This is a genomic window from Vibrio sp. 1580 (assembly GCF_033340055.1).
On record NZ_JAWOVT010000028.1, the window covers coordinates 1 to 15,001 of the forward strand.

The 15,001-nt window shown below is 58.7% G+C and carries 14 protein-coding genes; 8 read left to right on the forward strand and 6 right to left on the reverse strand.

Annotation, left to right across the window (positions count from 1 at the left end; genetic code table 11):
* Window positions 1-72: 72 nt before the first annotated feature.
* The 3 genes from R7093_RS23345 to intI1 form a co-directional block, all read right to left on the reverse strand.
* Window positions 73-3,045: a Tn3 family transposase gene (locus R7093_RS23345; RefSeq protein WP_001138073.1), complete on the reverse strand. Its 2,973-nt coding sequence runs from the start codon at window positions 3,043-3,045 to the stop codon at window positions 73-75.
* A 2-nt stretch (window positions 3,046-3,047) separates the two neighbouring features.
* Complete coding sequence (locus R7093_RS23350; protein ID WP_001162012.1) at window positions 3,048-3,605, reverse strand: recombinase family protein; 558 nt, start codon at window positions 3,603-3,605, stop codon at window positions 3,048-3,050.
* A 296-nt stretch (window positions 3,606-3,901) separates the two neighbouring features.
* A complete protein-coding gene (gene intI1, locus R7093_RS23355) occupies window positions 3,902-4,915 on the reverse strand; it encodes a class 1 integron integrase IntI1 (RefSeq protein WP_000845039.1) in 1,014 nt (337 codons plus the stop codon).
* 172 nt (window positions 4,916-5,087) lie between these two features.
* Between intI1 and R7093_RS23360 the strand changes: the two genes are divergently transcribed.
* From R7093_RS23360 to R7093_RS23395, 7 genes are all read left to right on the forward strand, one after another.
* Window positions 5,088-5,540: an NAD(+)--rifampin ADP-ribosyltransferase Arr-3 gene (locus R7093_RS23360; protein WP_001749986.1), complete on the forward strand. Its 453-nt coding sequence runs from the start codon at window positions 5,088-5,090 to the stop codon at window positions 5,538-5,540.
* 132 nt (window positions 5,541-5,672) lie between these two features.
* On the forward strand, window positions 5,673-6,146 hold the full coding sequence (dfrA27, locus tag R7093_RS23365; protein ID WP_001749985.1) for a trimethoprim-resistant dihydrofolate reductase DfrA27: 474 nt from the start codon (window positions 5,673-5,675) through the stop codon (window positions 6,144-6,146).
* 180 nt (window positions 6,147-6,326) lie between these two features.
* Complete coding sequence (locus tag R7093_RS23370; protein ID WP_001749984.1) at window positions 6,327-7,172, forward strand: ANT(3'')-Ia family aminoglycoside nucleotidyltransferase AadA16; 846 nt, start codon at window positions 6,327-6,329, stop codon at window positions 7,170-7,172.
* Window positions 7,173-7,288: 116 nt separating this feature from the next.
* The gene (locus tag R7093_RS23375) at window positions 7,289-7,636 is read left to right on the forward strand and encodes a quaternary ammonium compound efflux SMR transporter QacE delta 1 (RefSeq protein ID WP_000679427.1); all 348 of its coding nucleotides are present in this window, start codon (window positions 7,289-7,291) and stop codon (window positions 7,634-7,636) included.
* Window positions 7,630-8,469, forward strand: coding sequence for a sulfonamide-resistant dihydropteroate synthase Sul1 (gene sul1, locus R7093_RS23380; RefSeq protein WP_000259031.1), 840 nt, complete (start codon window positions 7,630-7,632; stop codon window positions 8,467-8,469). Before R7093_RS23375 ends, sul1 begins: the two co-directional genes overlap by 7 nt.
* 127 nt (window positions 8,470-8,596) lie before the next feature.
* A complete protein-coding gene (locus R7093_RS23385) occupies window positions 8,597-9,097 on the forward strand; it encodes a GNAT family N-acetyltransferase (protein ID WP_000376623.1) in 501 nt (166 codons plus the stop codon).
* Between the two features lie 506 nt (window positions 9,098-9,603).
* Window positions 9,604-10,368, forward strand: a complete 765-nt coding sequence (locus R7093_RS23395) for an IS6-like element IS6100 family transposase (protein ID WP_001389365.1) — start codon at window positions 9,604-9,606, stop codon at window positions 10,366-10,368.
* A gap of 492 nt (window positions 10,369-10,860) precedes the next feature.
* Here the strand turns inward: R7093_RS23395 and mphR(A) are convergent, their stop codons facing one another.
* From mphR(A) to R7093_RS23410, 3 genes are read right to left on the reverse strand one after another with little or no spacing between them, the layout of a single operon-like run.
* Entirely contained in the window at window positions 10,861-11,445 is a 585-nt protein-coding gene (gene mphR(A), locus R7093_RS23400; RefSeq protein ID WP_001137892.1) for a macrolide-binding transcriptional repressor MphR(A), read from the reverse strand.
* Window positions 11,445-12,683 carry a macrolide resistance MFS transporter Mrx(A) gene (gene mrx(A) / locus R7093_RS23405; RefSeq protein ID WP_276443105.1) on the reverse strand — a complete coding sequence of 413 codons (1,239 nt, stop codon included), beginning with the start codon at window positions 12,681-12,683 and terminating at the stop codon, window positions 11,445-11,447. Before mrx(A) ends, mphR(A) begins: the two co-directional genes overlap by 1 nt.
* The gene (locus tag R7093_RS23410; RefSeq protein WP_000219387.1) at window positions 12,680-13,585 is read right to left on the reverse strand and encodes an Mph(A) family macrolide 2'-phosphotransferase; all 906 of its coding nucleotides are present in this window, start codon (window positions 13,583-13,585) and stop codon (window positions 12,680-12,682) included. Before R7093_RS23410 ends, mrx(A) begins: the two co-directional genes overlap by 4 nt.
* A gap of 1,096 nt (window positions 13,586-14,681) precedes the next feature.
* Between R7093_RS23410 and R7093_RS23415 the strand changes: the two genes are divergently transcribed.
* Window positions 14,682-14,885 (forward strand): hypothetical protein, encoded by a 204-nt coding sequence (locus R7093_RS23415; RefSeq protein WP_000553518.1) that lies wholly within the window; start codon window positions 14,682-14,684, stop codon window positions 14,883-14,885.
* The last annotated feature ends 116 nt before the right edge of the window (window positions 14,886-15,001 follow it).

Genomic DNA, 15,001 nt, shown 5'->3' on the forward strand with positions numbered 1-15,001 from the left:
TCTCCGAATGAAAGCCTGTCCTCAGCATAGTACCGGGAAGGAGGGAGTGACCATCTCATTAAATAAAGCACGCTAAGCCGGTGGCAGCGGTCGCAATGGCCTAAACTTCCCCGCACCGACCTTGGCGCTGCTGCGCCATAGGTAATCGCCGGTCAGGTTGATGTGCTCCCACCCCAGCGGCGACAGATATTGCAACAATGTGTCGTCCAGCGCCGTGCCGTTGCCACGCAAAGCACTGGTGGCACGCTCCAGATATACCGTGTTCCACAACACGATGGCCGCCGTCACCAGATTGAGGCCGCTGGCCCGGTAGCGCTGCTGCTCAAAACTGCGGTCGCGGATTTCACCCAATCGGTAGAAGAAGACCGCCCTGGCCAGCGCGTTGCGCGCCTCGCCCTTATTCAGCCCCGCATGGACGCGGCGGCGCAGCTCCACGCTTTGCAGCCAATCCAAAATGAACAGCGTGCGCTCGATGCGCCCCAGCTCGCGCAACGCCACGGCCAAGCCGTTCTGGCGCGGGTAGCTGCCGAGTTTGCGCAGCATCAGCGAAGCCGTTACCGTGCCTTGCTTGATGGAGGTGGCCAGCCGCAGAATTTCATCCCAATGGGCGCGTATTTGCTTGATGTTCAGCCTGTCGCTGCTAATCATCGGCTTGAGCGCGTCATAGGCGGCATCGCCCTTGGGGATGAATAGCTTGGTTTCGCCCAAGTCACGGATACGCGGCGCGAAGCGAAATCCCAGCAAATGCATCAAGCCAAACACGTGATCGGTGAAGCCTGCCGTGTCGGTGTAGTGTTCCTCGATGCGCAAGTCCGACTCGTGGTACAGCAGGCCATCAAGCACGTAAGTTGAATCACGAATGCCCACGTTGACCACCTTGGCACTGAAGGGCGCGTACTGGTCGGAGATATGGGTGTAGAAAGTCCGTCCTGGACTGCTTCCATACTTCGGGTTGATATGACCAGTGCTTTCTGCTTTGCTGCCGGTTCTGAAGTTCTGGCCGTCCGACGATGACGTGGTGCCGTCACCCCAGTTGCCGGCGAAGGGTTGCCGAAACTGCGCATTCACCAGCTCGGCCAGCGCCGTCGAATAGGTTTCATCGCGGATGTGCCAGGCTTGCAGCCAAGACAGCTTGGCGTAGGTGGTGCCAGGGCAGGACTCGGCCATTTTGGTCAGACCCAGGTTGATCGCGTCGGCCAGGATCGTCGTCAACAGCAAGGTTTTGTCCTTGGCCGTGTCGCTGGTCTTCAGGTGTGTGAAGTGGCGGGTGAAGCCCGTCCATTCATCGACCTCCATCAGCAACTCGGTGATTTTGAGGTGCGGCAGCAGCATAGCTGTCTGGTCGATCATGGCTTGCGCGGCGTCTGGTACTGCCGCGTCCAGCGGCGTGATCTTCAGGCCTGACGCGGTGGTGATGATGGCATCCGGTAAGTCGTTGGCCGCAGCCATGCGGTTGACTGTGGCGAGTTGCGCCTCCAACAATTCCAACCGGTCATGCAGGTATTGGTCGCAGTCGGTGGCCACTGCCAGCGGCAATTCGCTGGCCAGCTTCAAAGTGGCGAACTTCTCGACCGGCACCAGGTATTCGTCGAAGTCCTTGAACTGGCGAGAACCCTGCACCCAGACATCACCGGAGCGCAGCGCGTTCTTCAGCTCCGACAGGGCGCATAACTCGTAGTAACGCCGGTCGATGCCGTCGTCGGTCAGAACCAGCTTTGCCCAGCGCGGCTTGATGAATGCGGTTGGCGCATCGGCGGGCACCTTGCGCGCGCTGTCGCTGTTCATGCCGCGCAGCATGTCGATGGCATCGAGCACACCCTTGGCGGCGGGCGCAGCCCGCAATTTGAGCACGCCCAGGAACTGCGGCGCGTAGCGGCGTAGCGTGGCATAGCTTTCACCGATGTGGTGCAGGAAATCAAAGTCGGCAGGCCGCGCCAATGTTTGCGCTTCGGTGACGCTGGCGGCGAAGGTGTCCCAGGGCATAACGGCCTCGATGGCGGCGAACGGATCGCTGCCGCTTTGCTTGGCCTCAATCAACGCTTGACCGATGCGCCCATACATCCGCACCTTGTCGTTGATCGCCTTGCCGGAAGCCTGGAACTGCTGCTGATGCTTGTTCTTGGCCGCGTTGAACAGCTTGCCGATGATGCGATCGTGAAGGTCGATGATTTCATCGGTGACGGTGGCCATGCCTTCGATGGCCAGCGCTACCAGCGTGGCATAGCGTCGTTGCACCTCGAACTTTGCCAGATCAGCAGGCGTCATCTGGCCACCTTCACGAGCGATTTTGAGCAGGCGGTTCTGGTGAACCTGCCGCTCGATGCCTGCGGGCAGATCAAGTGCTTGCCAGGATTTCAGGCGCTCAATATGTTCGAGCATGTGGCGAGAGTTCGGTTTGGCAGGCGACTGGCGCAGCCATGCCAGCCACGTCACTTTACTGCCGTCCTTGCGCTTGAGAAGTTCGTCCAGGCGCTGACGGTGGGGTGATAACAAAGAATCGGTCAGCGCCGCGTAAATGCGTCGGTTGGCACGGGTGATGGCCTCGGCGCTTGCGCGCTCGATGGCATTCATGGCGGGCAGGATAATGCTCTGCCGCCGCAGATTCTCGACAAGTGCGCTCGCCAGCACGATGCCTTTGTCGGTCTGCAAGGCCAGCTCGGTCAATGTATGCACGGCTTGCCGATAGTGGCTCATGGTGAAGGGCTTGAACCCAAAAACCGTTTGCAGCTCGACCAAGTGCTCCCGCCGTGTCTGTTCGCGCTGGCCGTACTCGCTCCAACTTTCCACTGGCATCTTGAGTTGCGCGGCCACCATGCGCAACAGGGGCGGAAACGGAGGCTCATCGACGCCCAAAAAGGTGCCAGGGAATCGCAAGTAGCAAAGCTGCACAGCGAAGCCCAATCGATTCGCGGCGCCGCGACGCTGACGGATCACCGACAGGTCGGTTTCGTTGAACGTGTAGTGCCGTATCAGTTCGTCTTTGGCATCTGGCAGTGCCAGCAGGCTTTCGCGCTCGGTGGCGGACAGGATTGAGCGGCGTGGCATGGTCAGTCTTCCCGCAGGTACTGGTACAAGGTTTCGCGGCTGATGCCGAAGTCACGGGCCACCAAGGTTTTTTGGTCGCCTGCCGCAACTCGCCGTTTCAACTCGGCAATTTGTTCGCTGTTCAGCGATTTCTTTCGTCCCCGGTAGGCACCGCGCTGCTTGGCCAGCACGATTCCCTCGCGCTGACGTTCGCGGATCAGGGCGCGCTCGAACTCAGCGAAGGCTCCCATGACCGACAGCATCAGATTGGCCATCGGTGAGTCCTCGCCGGTGAACTTCAGCCCTTCTTTGACGAACTCCATGCGCACGCCCCGTTGTGTCAGCCCTTGGACGATGCGGCGCAGGTCATCAAGGTTGCGTGCCAGCCTGTCCATGCTATGCACCACCACGGTGTCGCCCTCGCGGACGAAGGCCAGCAGCCTTTCCAGCTCGGGACGCTGGGTGTCCTTGCCAGAAGCCTTGTCGGTGAACACCCGCGCCACCTGAACACCCTCCAATTGCCGTTCCGGGTTCTGGTCGAAGCTGCTGACGCGGACATAGCCGATGCGTTGACCTTGCAAGATGCCTCCAAAGGCAAAAGTGTCAGGATGAAATCTATTACCTTTGACGGAATATGTCAATCAATAGGAAATTTAACTCTATTCTGACATCGTTTGTCGTTTTCAGAAGACGGCTGCACTGAACGTCAGAAGCCGACTGCACTATAGCAGCGGAGGGGTTGGATCCATCAGGCAACGACGGGCTGCTGCCGGCCATCAGCGGACGCAGGGAGGACTTTCCGCAACCGGCCGTTCGATGCGGCACCGATGGCCTTCGCGCAGGGGTAGTGAATCCGCCAGGATTGACTTGCGCTGCCCTACCTCTCACTAGTGAGGGGCGGCAGCGCATCAAGCGGTGAGCGCACTCCGGCACCGCCAACTTTCAGCACATGCGTGTAAATCATCGTCGTAGAGACGTCGGAATGGCCGAGCAGATCCTGCACGGTTCGAATGTCGTAACCGCTGCGGAGCAAGGCCGTCGCGAACGAGTGGCGGAGGGTGTGCGGTGTGGCGGGCTTCGTGATGCCTGCTTGTTCTACGGCACGTTTGAAGGCGCGCTGAAAGGTCTGGTCATACATGTGATGGCGACGCACGACACCGCTCCGTGGATCGGTCGAATGCGTGTGCTGCGCAAAAACCCAGAACCACGGCCAGGAATGCCCGGCGCGCGGATACTTCCGCTCAAGGGCGTCGGGAAGCGCAACGCCGCTGCGGCCCTCGGCCTGGTCCTTCAGCCACCATGCCCGTGCACGCGACAGCTGCTCGCGCAGGCTGGGTGCCAAGCTCTCGGGTAACATCAAGGCCCGATCCTTGGAGCCCTTGCCCTCCCGCACGATGATCGTGCCGTGATCGAAATCCAGATCCTTGACCCGCAGTTGCAAACCCTCACTGATCCGCATGCCCGTTCCATACAGAAGCTGGGCGAACAAACGATGCTCGCCTTCCAGAAAACCGAGGATGCGAACCACTTCATCCGGGGTCAGCACCACCGGCAAGCGCCGCGACGGCCGAGGTCTTCCGATCTCCTGAAGCCAGGGCAGATCCGTGCACAGCACCTTGCCGTAGAAGAACAGCAAGGCCGCCAATGCCTGACGATGCGTGGAGACCGAAACCTTGCGCTCGTTCGCCAGCCAGGACAGAAATGCCTCGACTTCGCTGCTGCCCAAGGTTGCCGGGTGACGCACACCGTGGAAACGGATGAAGGCACGAACCCAGTGGACATAAGCCTGTTCGGTTGGTAAGCTGTAATGCAAGTAGCGTATGCGCTCACGCAACTGGTCCAGAACCTTGACCGAACGCAGCGGTGGTAACGGCGCAGTGGCGGTTTTCATGGCTTGTTATGACTGTTTTTTTGTACAGTCTATGCCTCGGGCATCCAAGCAGCAAGCGCGTTACGCCGTGGGTCGATGTTTGATGTTATGGAGCAGCAACGATGTTACGCAGCAGGGCAGTCGCCCTAAAACAAAGTTATGCAGCCAAATCCCAACAATTAAGGGTCTTAAAATGGTAAAAGATTGGATTCCCATCTCTCATGATAATTACAAGCAGGTGCAAGGACCGTTCTATCATGGAACCAAAGCCAATTTGGCGATTGGTGACTTGCTAACCACAGGGTTCATCTCTCATTTCGAGGACGGTCGTATTCTTAAGCACATCTACTTTTCAGCCTTGATGGAGCCAGCAGTTTGGGGAGCTGAACTTGCTATGTCACTGTCTGGCCTCGAGGGTCGCGGCTACATATACATAGTTGAGCCAACAGGACCGTTCGAAGACGATCCGAATCTTACGAACAAAAGATTTCCCGGTAATCCAACACAGTCCTATAGAACCTGCGAACCCTTGAGAATTGTTGGCGTTGTTGAAGACTGGGAGGGGCATCCTGTTGAATTAATAAGGGGAATGTTGGATTCGTTGGAGGACTTAAAGCGCCGTGGTTTACACGTCATTGAAGACTAGTCCTTTGCATAACAAAGCCATCAAACCGGACGCCAGAGATTCCGCGCCTGTTGCGCATGGCTTCGCCATTTTATGCGCAATAGGCGCGCCACCCTGTCGCCGTTTATGGCGGCGTTAACCCAAAGGAGTATCGTGAAAATATCACTAATGGCTGCAAAAGCAAGAAATGGGGTTATTGGCTGCGGCTCGGATATCCCGTGGAACGCTAAAGGTGAGCAGCTGCTTTTTAAAGCAATAACTTACAATCAATGGCTCTTAGTCGGCCGTAAAACATTTGAGGCAATGGGGGCTCTCCCAAATAGAAAGTATGCAGTTGTCAGCCGCTCAGGATCGGTAGCTACTAACGATGATGTGGTTGTGTTTCCATCTATAGAAGCAGCAATGAGGGAGCTAAAGACTCTTACGAACCATGTTGTTGTTTCTGGTGGTGGAGAGATCTACAAGAGTCTGATCGCCCATGCCGACACGCTACATATCTCGACAATAGATTCCGAGCCAGAGGGCAATGTTTTCTTTCCGGAAATCCCCAAAGAGTTCAATGTGGTGTTCGAGCAGGAATTTCATTCAAATATAAATTATCGCTATCAAATCTGGCAAAGGGGTTAACCATCCAAGCCATCGGACACATTTTGCTTCGCTGCGCTCAAAACGCAAAATGTGCCGCTGCTTAGCGGCGTTAGATGCACTAAGCACATAATTGCTCACAGCCAAACTATCAGGTCAAGTCTGCTTTTATTATTTTTAAGCGTGCATAATAAGCCCTACACAAATTGGGAGTTAGACATCATGAGCAACGCAGTGCCCGCCGAGATTTCGGTACAGCTATCACAGGCACTCAACGTCATCGAGCATCATCTGGGATCGACGTTGCTGGCCGTGCATTTGTACGGCTCTGCACTCGACGGTGGCCTGAAGCCATGCAGTGATATTGATTTGCTGGTTACTGTGACTGCACAGCTCGATGAGACTGTGCGGCAGGCTCTGTTCGTAGATTTCCTGGAAGTTTCCGCTTCTCCCGGCCAAAGTGAAGCTCTCCGTGCCTTGGAAGTTACCATCGTCGTGTACGGCGATGTTGTTCCTTGGCGTTATCCAGCCAGACGGGAACTGCAATTCGGGGAGTGGCAGCGCAAGGACATTCTTGCGGGCATCTTCGAGCCCGCGACAACCGATGTTGATCTGGCTATTCTGCTAACTAAAGCAAGGCAACACAGCCTTGCCTTGGCAGGTTCGGCCGCGGAAGATTTCTTCAACTCAGTCCCGGAAAGCGATCTATTCAAAGCACTGGCCGACACCTTGAAACTATGGAACTCACAACCGGATTGGGCAGGCGACGAGCGGAATGTAGTGCTTACTTTGTCTCGCATTTGGTACAGCGCAGCAACCGGCAAGATCGCGCCGAAGGATGTAGCTGCCAACTGGGTAATGGAACGCCTGCCCGTCCAACATCAGCCCGTGCTGCTTGAAGCCCAGCAGGCTTACCTTGGACAAGGGATGGATTGCTTGGCCTCACGCGCTGATCAGTTGACTGCGTTCATTTACTTTGTGAAGCACGAAGCCGCCAGTCTGCTCGGCTCCACGCCAATGATGTCTAACAGTTCATTCAAGCCGACGCCGCTTCGCGGCGCAGCTTAATTCAGGCGTTAGATGCACTAAGCACATAATTGCTCACAGCCAAACTATCAGGTCAAGTCTGCTTTTATTATTTTTAAGCGTGCATAATAAGCCCTACACAAATTGGGAGATATATCATGAAAGGCTGGCTTTTTCTTGTTATCGCAATAGTTGGCGAAGTAATCGCAACATCCGCATTAAAATCTAGCGAGGGCTTTACTAAGCTTGCCCCTTCCGCCGTTGTCATAATCGGTTATGGCATCGCATTTTATTTTCTTTCTCTGGTTCTGAAATCCATCCCTGTCGGTGTTGCTTATGCAGTCTGGTCGGGACTCGGCGTCGTCATAATTACAGCCATTGCCTGGTTGCTTCATGGGCAAAAGCTTGATGCGTGGGGCTTTGTAGGTATGGGGCTCATAATTGCTGCCTTTTTGCTCGCCCGATCCCCATCGTGGAAGTCGCTGCGGAGGCCGACGCCATGGTGACGGTGTTCGGCATTCTGAATCTCACCGAGGACTCCTTCTTCGATGAGAGCCGGCGGCTAGACCCCGCCGGCGCTGTCACCGCGGCGATCGAAATGCTGCGAGTCGGATCAGACGTCGTGGATGTCGGACCGGCCGCCAGCCATCCGGACGCGAGGCCTGTATCGCCGGCCGATGAGATCAGACGTATTGCGCCGCTCTTAGACGCCCTGTCCGATCAGATGCACCGTGTTTCAATCGACAGCTTCCAACCGGAAACCCAGCGCTATGCGCTCAAGCGCGGCGTGGGCTACCTGAACGATATCCAAGGATTTCCTGACCCTGCGCTCTATCCCGATATTGCTGAGGCGGACTGCAGGCTGGTGGTTATGCACTCAGCGCAGCGGGATGGCATCGCCACCCGCACCGGTCACCTTCGACCCGAAGACGCGCTCGACGAGATTGTGCGGTTCTTCGAGGCGCGGGTTTCCGCCTTGCGACGGAGCGGGGTCGCTGCCGACCGGCTCATCCTCGATCCGGGGATGGGATTTTTCTTGAGCCCCGCACCGGAAACATCGCTGCACGTGCTGTCGAACCTTCAAAAGCTGAAGTCGGCGTTGGGGCTTCCGCTATTGGTCTCGGTGTCGCGGAAATCCTTCTTGGGCGCCACCGTTGGCCTTCCTGTAAAGGATCTGGGTCCAGCGAGCCTTGCGGCGGAACTTCACGCGATCGGCAATGGCGCTGACTACGTCCGCACCCACGCGCCTGGAGATCTGCGAAGCGCAATCACCTTCTCGGAAACCCTCGCGAAATTTCGCAGTCGCGACGCCAGAGACCGAGGGTTAGATCATGCCTAGCATTCACCTTCCGGCCGCCCGCTAGCGGACCCTGGTCAGGTTCCGCGAAGGTGGGCGCAGACATGCTGGGCTCGTCAGGATCAAACTGCACTATGAGGCGGCGGTTCATACCGCGCCAGGGGAGCGAATGGACAGCGAGGAGCCTCCGAACGTTCGGGTCGCCTGCTCGGGTGATATCGACGAGGTTGTGCGGCTGATGCACGACGCTGCGGCGTGGATGTCCGCCAAGGGAACGCCCGCCTGGGACGTCGCGCGGATCGACCGGACATTCGCGGAGACCTTCGTCCTGAGATCCGAGCTCCTAGTCGCGAGTTGCAGCGACGGCATCGTCGGCTGTTGCACCTTGTCGGCCGAGGATCCCGAGTTCTGGCCCGACGCCCTCAAGGGGGAGGCCGCATATCTGCACAAGCTCGCGGTGCGACGGACACATGCGGGCCGGGGTGTCAGCTCCGCGCTGATCGAGGCTTGCCGCCATGCCGCGCGAACGCAGGGGTGCGCCAAGCTGCGGCTCGACTGCCACCCGAACCTGCGTGGCCTATACGAGCGGCTCGGATTCACCCACGTCGACACTTTCAATCCCGGCTGGGATCCAACCTTCATCGCAGAACGCCTAGAACTCGAAATCTAACGTCCGTTCGGGCATCGAGGTCCATGTCGGGGTGGGACGGGCCCGTGGCTTCAAGATCACTTGCAGTCCGACCGCGATGTCTTGGTTGCGCGAGAGGTTGTCGATATCCTCCACTTCCATCATCAACCCTGGATAATGCCGCCGCCGTCATCGCCGCCGACGCCCGTGCCGGGCTTTTCGGGCCTGTCAGGCTTGCTCGGCCTTCAGCCTGCCTGGGCGAGATCTCCGGCGGACGGATTAACGGCGGAGCTTCGCCGCCTTTCGTGCGTGTGAAGGCCGAAGATAGTTCTCTCAAAAACATCCGTTTATGAGAGATACCAAATGTCATTTTCAGAAGACGACTGCACCAGTTGATTGGGCGTAATGGCTGTTGTGCAGCCAGCTCCTGACAGTTCAATATCAGAAGTGATCTGCACCAATCTCGACTATGCTCAATACTCGTGTGGGCTCTGTTGCAAAAATCGTGAAGCTTGAGCATGCTTGGCGGAGATTGGACGGACGGAACGATGACGGATTTCAAGTGGCGCCATTTCCAGGGTGATGTGATCCTGTGGGCGGTGCGCTGGTATTGTCGCTATCCGATCAGCTATCGCGACCTTGAGGAAATGCTGGCGGAACGCGGCATTTCGGTCGACCATACGACGATCTATCGCTGGGTCCAGTGCTACGCCCCGGAGATGGAGAAGCGGCTGCGCTGGTTCTGGCGGCGTGGCTTTGATCCGAGCTGGCGCCTGGATGAAACCTACGTCAAGGTGCGGGGCAAGTGGACCTACCTGTACCGGGCAGTCGACAAGCGGGGCGACACGATCGATTTCTACCTGTCGCCGACCCGCAGCGCCAAGGCAGCGAAGCGGTTCCTGGGCAAGGCCCTGCGAGGCCTGAAGCACTGGGAAAAGCCTGCCACGCTCAATACCGACAAAGCGCCGAGCTATGGTGCAGCGATCACCGAATTGAAGCGCGAAGGAAAGCTGGACCGGGAGACGGCCCACCGGCAGGTGAAGTATCTCAATAACGTGATCGAGGCCGATCACGGAAAGCTCAAGATACTGATCAAGCCGGTGCGCGGTTTCAAATCGATCCCCACGGCCTATGCCACGATCAAGGGATTCGAAGTCATGCGAGCCCTGCGCAAAGGACAGGCTCGCCCCTGGTGCCTGCAGCCCGGCATCAGGGGCGAGGTGCGCCTTGTGGAGAGAGCTTTTGGCATTGGGCCCTCGGCGCTGACGGAGGCCATGGGCATGCTCAACCACCATTTCGCAGCAGCCGCCTGATCGGCGCAGAGCGACAGCCTACCTCTGACTGCCGCCAATCTTTGCAACAGAGCCCGCCGTGCTAGTCTGCTCGGTGATGGTGGAGTGAAGCCAACCCGCAATCGGGTTATGAATCTGCATCGCGATTCGCAATCAGCTGTCTCTTGAGCATGTCGAACTCCTGCGATGTTATCTCGCCGTGCTCGTGCTGCTACACCAACTTGTCCAACTCATCCGCCACACCGCTCCCCACCACCTGCGATGGCCAGGTTGTTTGCTGGGCGCATTGGCGGAGTATCGTCTCGACCCGGGACACCCACACCGGCACAACCTTACGGGAGTGATTCACTGTCAAAGAATCGGCCCGGTGCTCTGACGCAAGTATCGGGATGGTCACCATTTGTAAGCCGTAGACCTGAGTGGTGATCAAGACTTCGATACCACCGACCGTACCGGTACTAATCGACGACGGTCGTGTTCGTCGCCTGCCGCAGGGACTCTGCACACCTCCGTTTACGCATGTGCCTGGAGGAGTTGGAAATCGTCGTGTTCGGGAAACATTAAACACAGGATGGCAGCGATCTGAGCCAGCACATGATCAGCTAGCTCACCATCCGGATCGACGGCCCACTGCATCGTCGCGCCAGCGATGACCGAGTGCAGGAGCAACTCAGCTGCCGCAGGAGCACCTGGGGGCAGTCGCTTGCGGATCCCCTCCACCACCGCGCGGTTCCGCTGGATCGCAAGCGTGCGTAGCTCCGGCACCTGGAGCTCGTACCAGGAGATGAGATAGTTCACCGAGAAGTCGTTGCGAGTGTTCATGCTCCGAACGAGCACCTGCAAAAATTCCCAGAGCCCTTGCGGCCCTGCGCCTATCGGTATCGCATTCAGGTAATGCCGCACCTGCTCGACGCCGCGCTCCATCATCCTCACCAGCAGCGTATCGCGGTTGGTGAAGCGCTGGATTAACGCTGCGCGGGAGAGCCCCACCTCCTTTGCTACTCCGCTGAGCGTGAACTCTATGGGACCGCAACGCTTCAGCACTACGGTGGCGGCCTCGAGTACCTCGTCATCGGACTTGAGCTTGGGGCGGGGCATCAGTGTTCACCTTCTGTATGGGTTGGGGCGGAGGCTGTGGCTGCCGCCGCCATTGTAGCAAATTGAAGACGGAGCGAGAGTAGAGCCACGAGCCCCGCAAACACGGCCGATACAACGAGGCCAGGGAGCGGACCAGCAAGGTCGACAAACGCGCCGGCCGCAAGCATAACCATGGGCGAGGCTGACAGCATCACCGCCGAGACCGTGCCGAGTACCCGGCCGAGAAGTTCTGGCGGCGTGCGGTTGTAGATGGCAGCGTTGAGAATGGGAGAGACTGAGCCGGTCAGCAGTCCCACGAGCGCGCCCAACAACATCAGCACCGGCACGCCTGGCAACTGTGAAAGCAGAAGCGAGCCCACCGCAGAGCCACAAAATGCCACCGCCAGCCAGTTCTGCGCTGATATCCGGGCGCCGACCGACGCATGAATGGCAATGCCAAGGAGACCACCAGCCCCCATCATTGAGGAGAACAGCCCGAGCTCTGCTACTTGGCGTCCTGCATCTACAAACAGCGCAGGCATGATGACGCTGCCGTTGGCGCCAACGATGCCCACGAAGATCATCACTATACCAAAGAGAGGGCGCAGCAGGGGTTCGCTCCAGAGAAAAGCGACGCCGGCGCGCATGGAGAGAGTCGCCGTCGTGGTCATCGTCCGAGCGGCACGCGCGGGAAGCCCCCACGCGCCGAGCAGACCTGCAAGGACGGAGCAGAACGCCGTCAGCCCGAGCGTTGGCGCAGCGCCAAGCAGGCCGATTGCGGCCCCCCCAAGGGCCGGGCCACCTAGAATCGCGACGTTCCCGATCACCGCTTTCAGTGACGAGACGCGCTCAACGGAGAGCCCGGCGACGTGGCCGAGTTTGGGCAGCTCACTGTCCTGCGCGGCCATACCGGGTGCGTCGAACGCGGCACCGAGCACCACGCAAGCGATCAGCCCAGTGTTCGAGAGGGCGCCAACGGCATCGAGCAGTGGGATGCTCGCCATGGCCACGCCGCCCACCACACCCGAGATCAATGCGACGGGCGCGCGCCCGAACCGATCGACGAGGCCACCACCAACCCACGCGCCGATGATGGTCGCGATGACGCTGCTAGCGGCCGTGGCGCCCGCCCAGGCCGCGCTCTTTGTATGAGACAGGACGAACCATGGAAGCGCGAGGGCCGCCACCGCGTTGCCGATCCGGAAGAGAAAGGTCGCCGCGAACAGCGTCGCGAGCGGGCTATATCGACGTTCGCTCATTCCGCTGCGGCGAGCTGCGCCTTCGCCGCAGCGAGGTACTCTTCGTTACCCGAGTCGAGGGCGAAGAGTGCGTAGGTGACCGCCCCGAACGCAAGGCGCTCCGCGATGTGGTGGGCGAGCCGCGGCCACACCCGGCCACCGGCCGCTTCATACGTGAGGAGGAGCTTCGCGAGCCCCTCTTCACCAAAGACCATAAGGTGCGCGGCCATGTCGATGGCAGGGTCATCAACGCGGGCCTCGCTCCAGTCGATCATCCCGCTGACGCGCTCCGTGTTGTCGATGAGCACATGGCCCACGTAGAGATCGCCATGCACCACCACGGAGAAATCTGGCCACGACGAATCGTCGTCGAGCCAGCGCTGCCACCGGTGGAGGCGCTTGTCGTTCACCACGAACTCGCGTCGGACGCGGTCAACGTCGTCGGCCACCTTCTGACGGGCCTGCGTCGGTGTACGGATGAGCATCCCCGCATCCACGGCGGCGGAAATGGGGACGGCATGCAGGGCGGCGAGCGCGGTCGCGAAGCTCTCCGCGAAGACCTCCGAGTCCTGCGGCACGACCCAGTCGGGCGTGGACGAACCAGGCTGGATGACCATCGCAGTCGAGTCTTCGAGCATGGGATAGGCAACGAGCTCGGCGTTGGCCACGCGCCAGTCCGGCACCGCGAACGGCAGGCGATTCTTGAGCATTGCCAGCACCCGCGCCTCTGGTTCGACCTTCGCGCTTACCTCGGCTCGGCGCGGGATGCGCAGCACCCACCGACGTCCATCGTCGACGGTGGCGATCACGATCCTATAGTCGAGCCCAAGCTCATTGACAGTCAGCGGGCCATGGAGCTTGAGCCCATGTCGGGCTGCAAGTGCGTACAGTTGGAAGGTATCGGCGGTCGTGACTACGGTCATGATTCACTCCTGAGGGCTTGACGGGTTTAGCCACCTAAATATAACAGTCACGTCGGTTATATTCAATCCTCATGCGAATCGGGGTACGACCCACAGCCCCCTCAGTACAGGTCCATCGTCACACCCGAGATCGTTGGGGTCCAGCTCCCAGTGGTTCGGAGCAACGGGCGGCAGGGCAATGATCCGAAAATTACCCCTTCCTTTGCGTCACCACAGCTTGCACCAACTGACCCTGAATTAAAAAATTGAAAAACTAACTTTTGGGTGTTGACTTAAAGCAAACCAAGCATATGCTAACCAATAGTTAGCAAATTGATTTCGCACGATGGACAACCCCAGCCGGAGGACCAGCACAACACTGGCAGCGGTGGCAACAAACCGCTTGGGGAAATAACACCGGCAACCGGGCTGACTAACCTCCCCGCTCTCCCTTGGCAAGGCTGGAATGCATGCCGACCAAGGTGAATGGAAATTAAGGCAGTGACCGGCTGACAGCTGGAAAGACAGCACAGTTGAAGTGATAGCGAACACAGCGAGTGGCGGGTCTGACTCCCCAGCCACCCACCCGGTGAAAGGCCGGGACACAACCGGGATTGCATTGCAGGTGAGCCAAGGCCCATGGGGTACCGCACGAGAGACCCGGAGACCAATGCAATCCACGGTTGTGGTGAATGGGAAGGTCTTTGCGCCAACCGGCATTCGTAGGGATGCCCCCTAGACCTCGGCCGGTGTCAGACCCGGCCACCACAACCAACCGATATGACCACCCCAAGGAGGTGATCACATCTCCCACCGCAGGGTTAAGCGGATGCCTGGTCCCGCTGTGAAGCGCCACCCAGGCCCTCGCCGAGAGGCGACCGTTTCGAATGGTAGGTCTGCCCGTGAGGGCGCACCGGTACCGACAGCAAGAACGGCTGACTCACTGTGAAGTGCTCAAGCCACCACCACAGGTGCAATGCATGTGGTTACAGCTCTCTCCTGGCCCCGTCAACGGGGCCTTTATCCCACAAGCGATAGCGGCCCGACAGCGGGTCACGGACTCCTATTGCCTGTCGTTTGTGTGATGAGACCAGTTTCTGGAAGAACGGAGGCATCCATGCACCCACGCGAGTTCATTGCCAAGCACATCAAGGCAACGCTGGAGAAGGAGGAATTTCCCCCTCATGCGGTCTCGCTGGGGGTGAAAGAAGCCACCTTCTTTTTCGACCGAACACCCAGCTTCGCAAAGGGGAAAGTGTTCGATGAGTGCCTCAAGGCGGCCCGTGCAGTAGCCAGGGTCGCGAAGAAGGCCAAGCCATGATCCGGGGAGCGGGTCATATCTCAACAAAGGGGCGAATAGAGAAAACGGAATCTATGGTCACTCCCGTTTTTGCAACACCGATTTTGACGACAAGTTGGCTTGCTTGAATCTATCCG

Coding starts and splice junctions, on each gene's coding strand:
- R7093_RS23395 (WP_001389365.1), top strand. CDS start 9,604: ATGACGGATTTCAAGTGGCGCCATTTCCAGGGTGATGTGATCCTGTGG.
- R7093_RS23345 (WP_001138073.1), bottom strand. CDS start 3,045: ATGCCACGCCGCTCAATCCTGTCCGCCACCGAGCGCGAAAGCCTGCTG.
- R7093_RS23360 (WP_001749986.1), top strand. CDS start 5,088: ATGGTAAAAGATTGGATTCCCATCTCTCATGATAATTACAAGCAGGTG.
- R7093_RS23415 (WP_000553518.1), top strand. CDS start 14,682: ATGCACCCACGCGAGTTCATTGCCAAGCACATCAAGGCAACGCTGGAG.
- R7093_RS23410 (WP_000219387.1), bottom strand. CDS start 13,585: ATGACCGTAGTCACGACCGCCGATACCTTCCAACTGTACGCACTTGCA.
- intI1 (WP_000845039.1), bottom strand. CDS start 4,915: ATGAAAACCGCCACTGCGCCGTTACCACCGCTGCGTTCGGTCAAGGTT.
- R7093_RS23370 (WP_001749984.1), top strand. CDS start 6,327: ATGAGCAACGCAGTGCCCGCCGAGATTTCGGTACAGCTATCACAGGCA.
- R7093_RS23385 (WP_000376623.1), top strand. CDS start 8,597: ATGGACAGCGAGGAGCCTCCGAACGTTCGGGTCGCCTGCTCGGGTGAT.
- R7093_RS23375 (WP_000679427.1), top strand. CDS start 7,289: ATGAAAGGCTGGCTTTTTCTTGTTATCGCAATAGTTGGCGAAGTAATC.
- sul1 (WP_000259031.1), top strand. CDS start 7,630: ATGGTGACGGTGTTCGGCATTCTGAATCTCACCGAGGACTCCTTCTTC.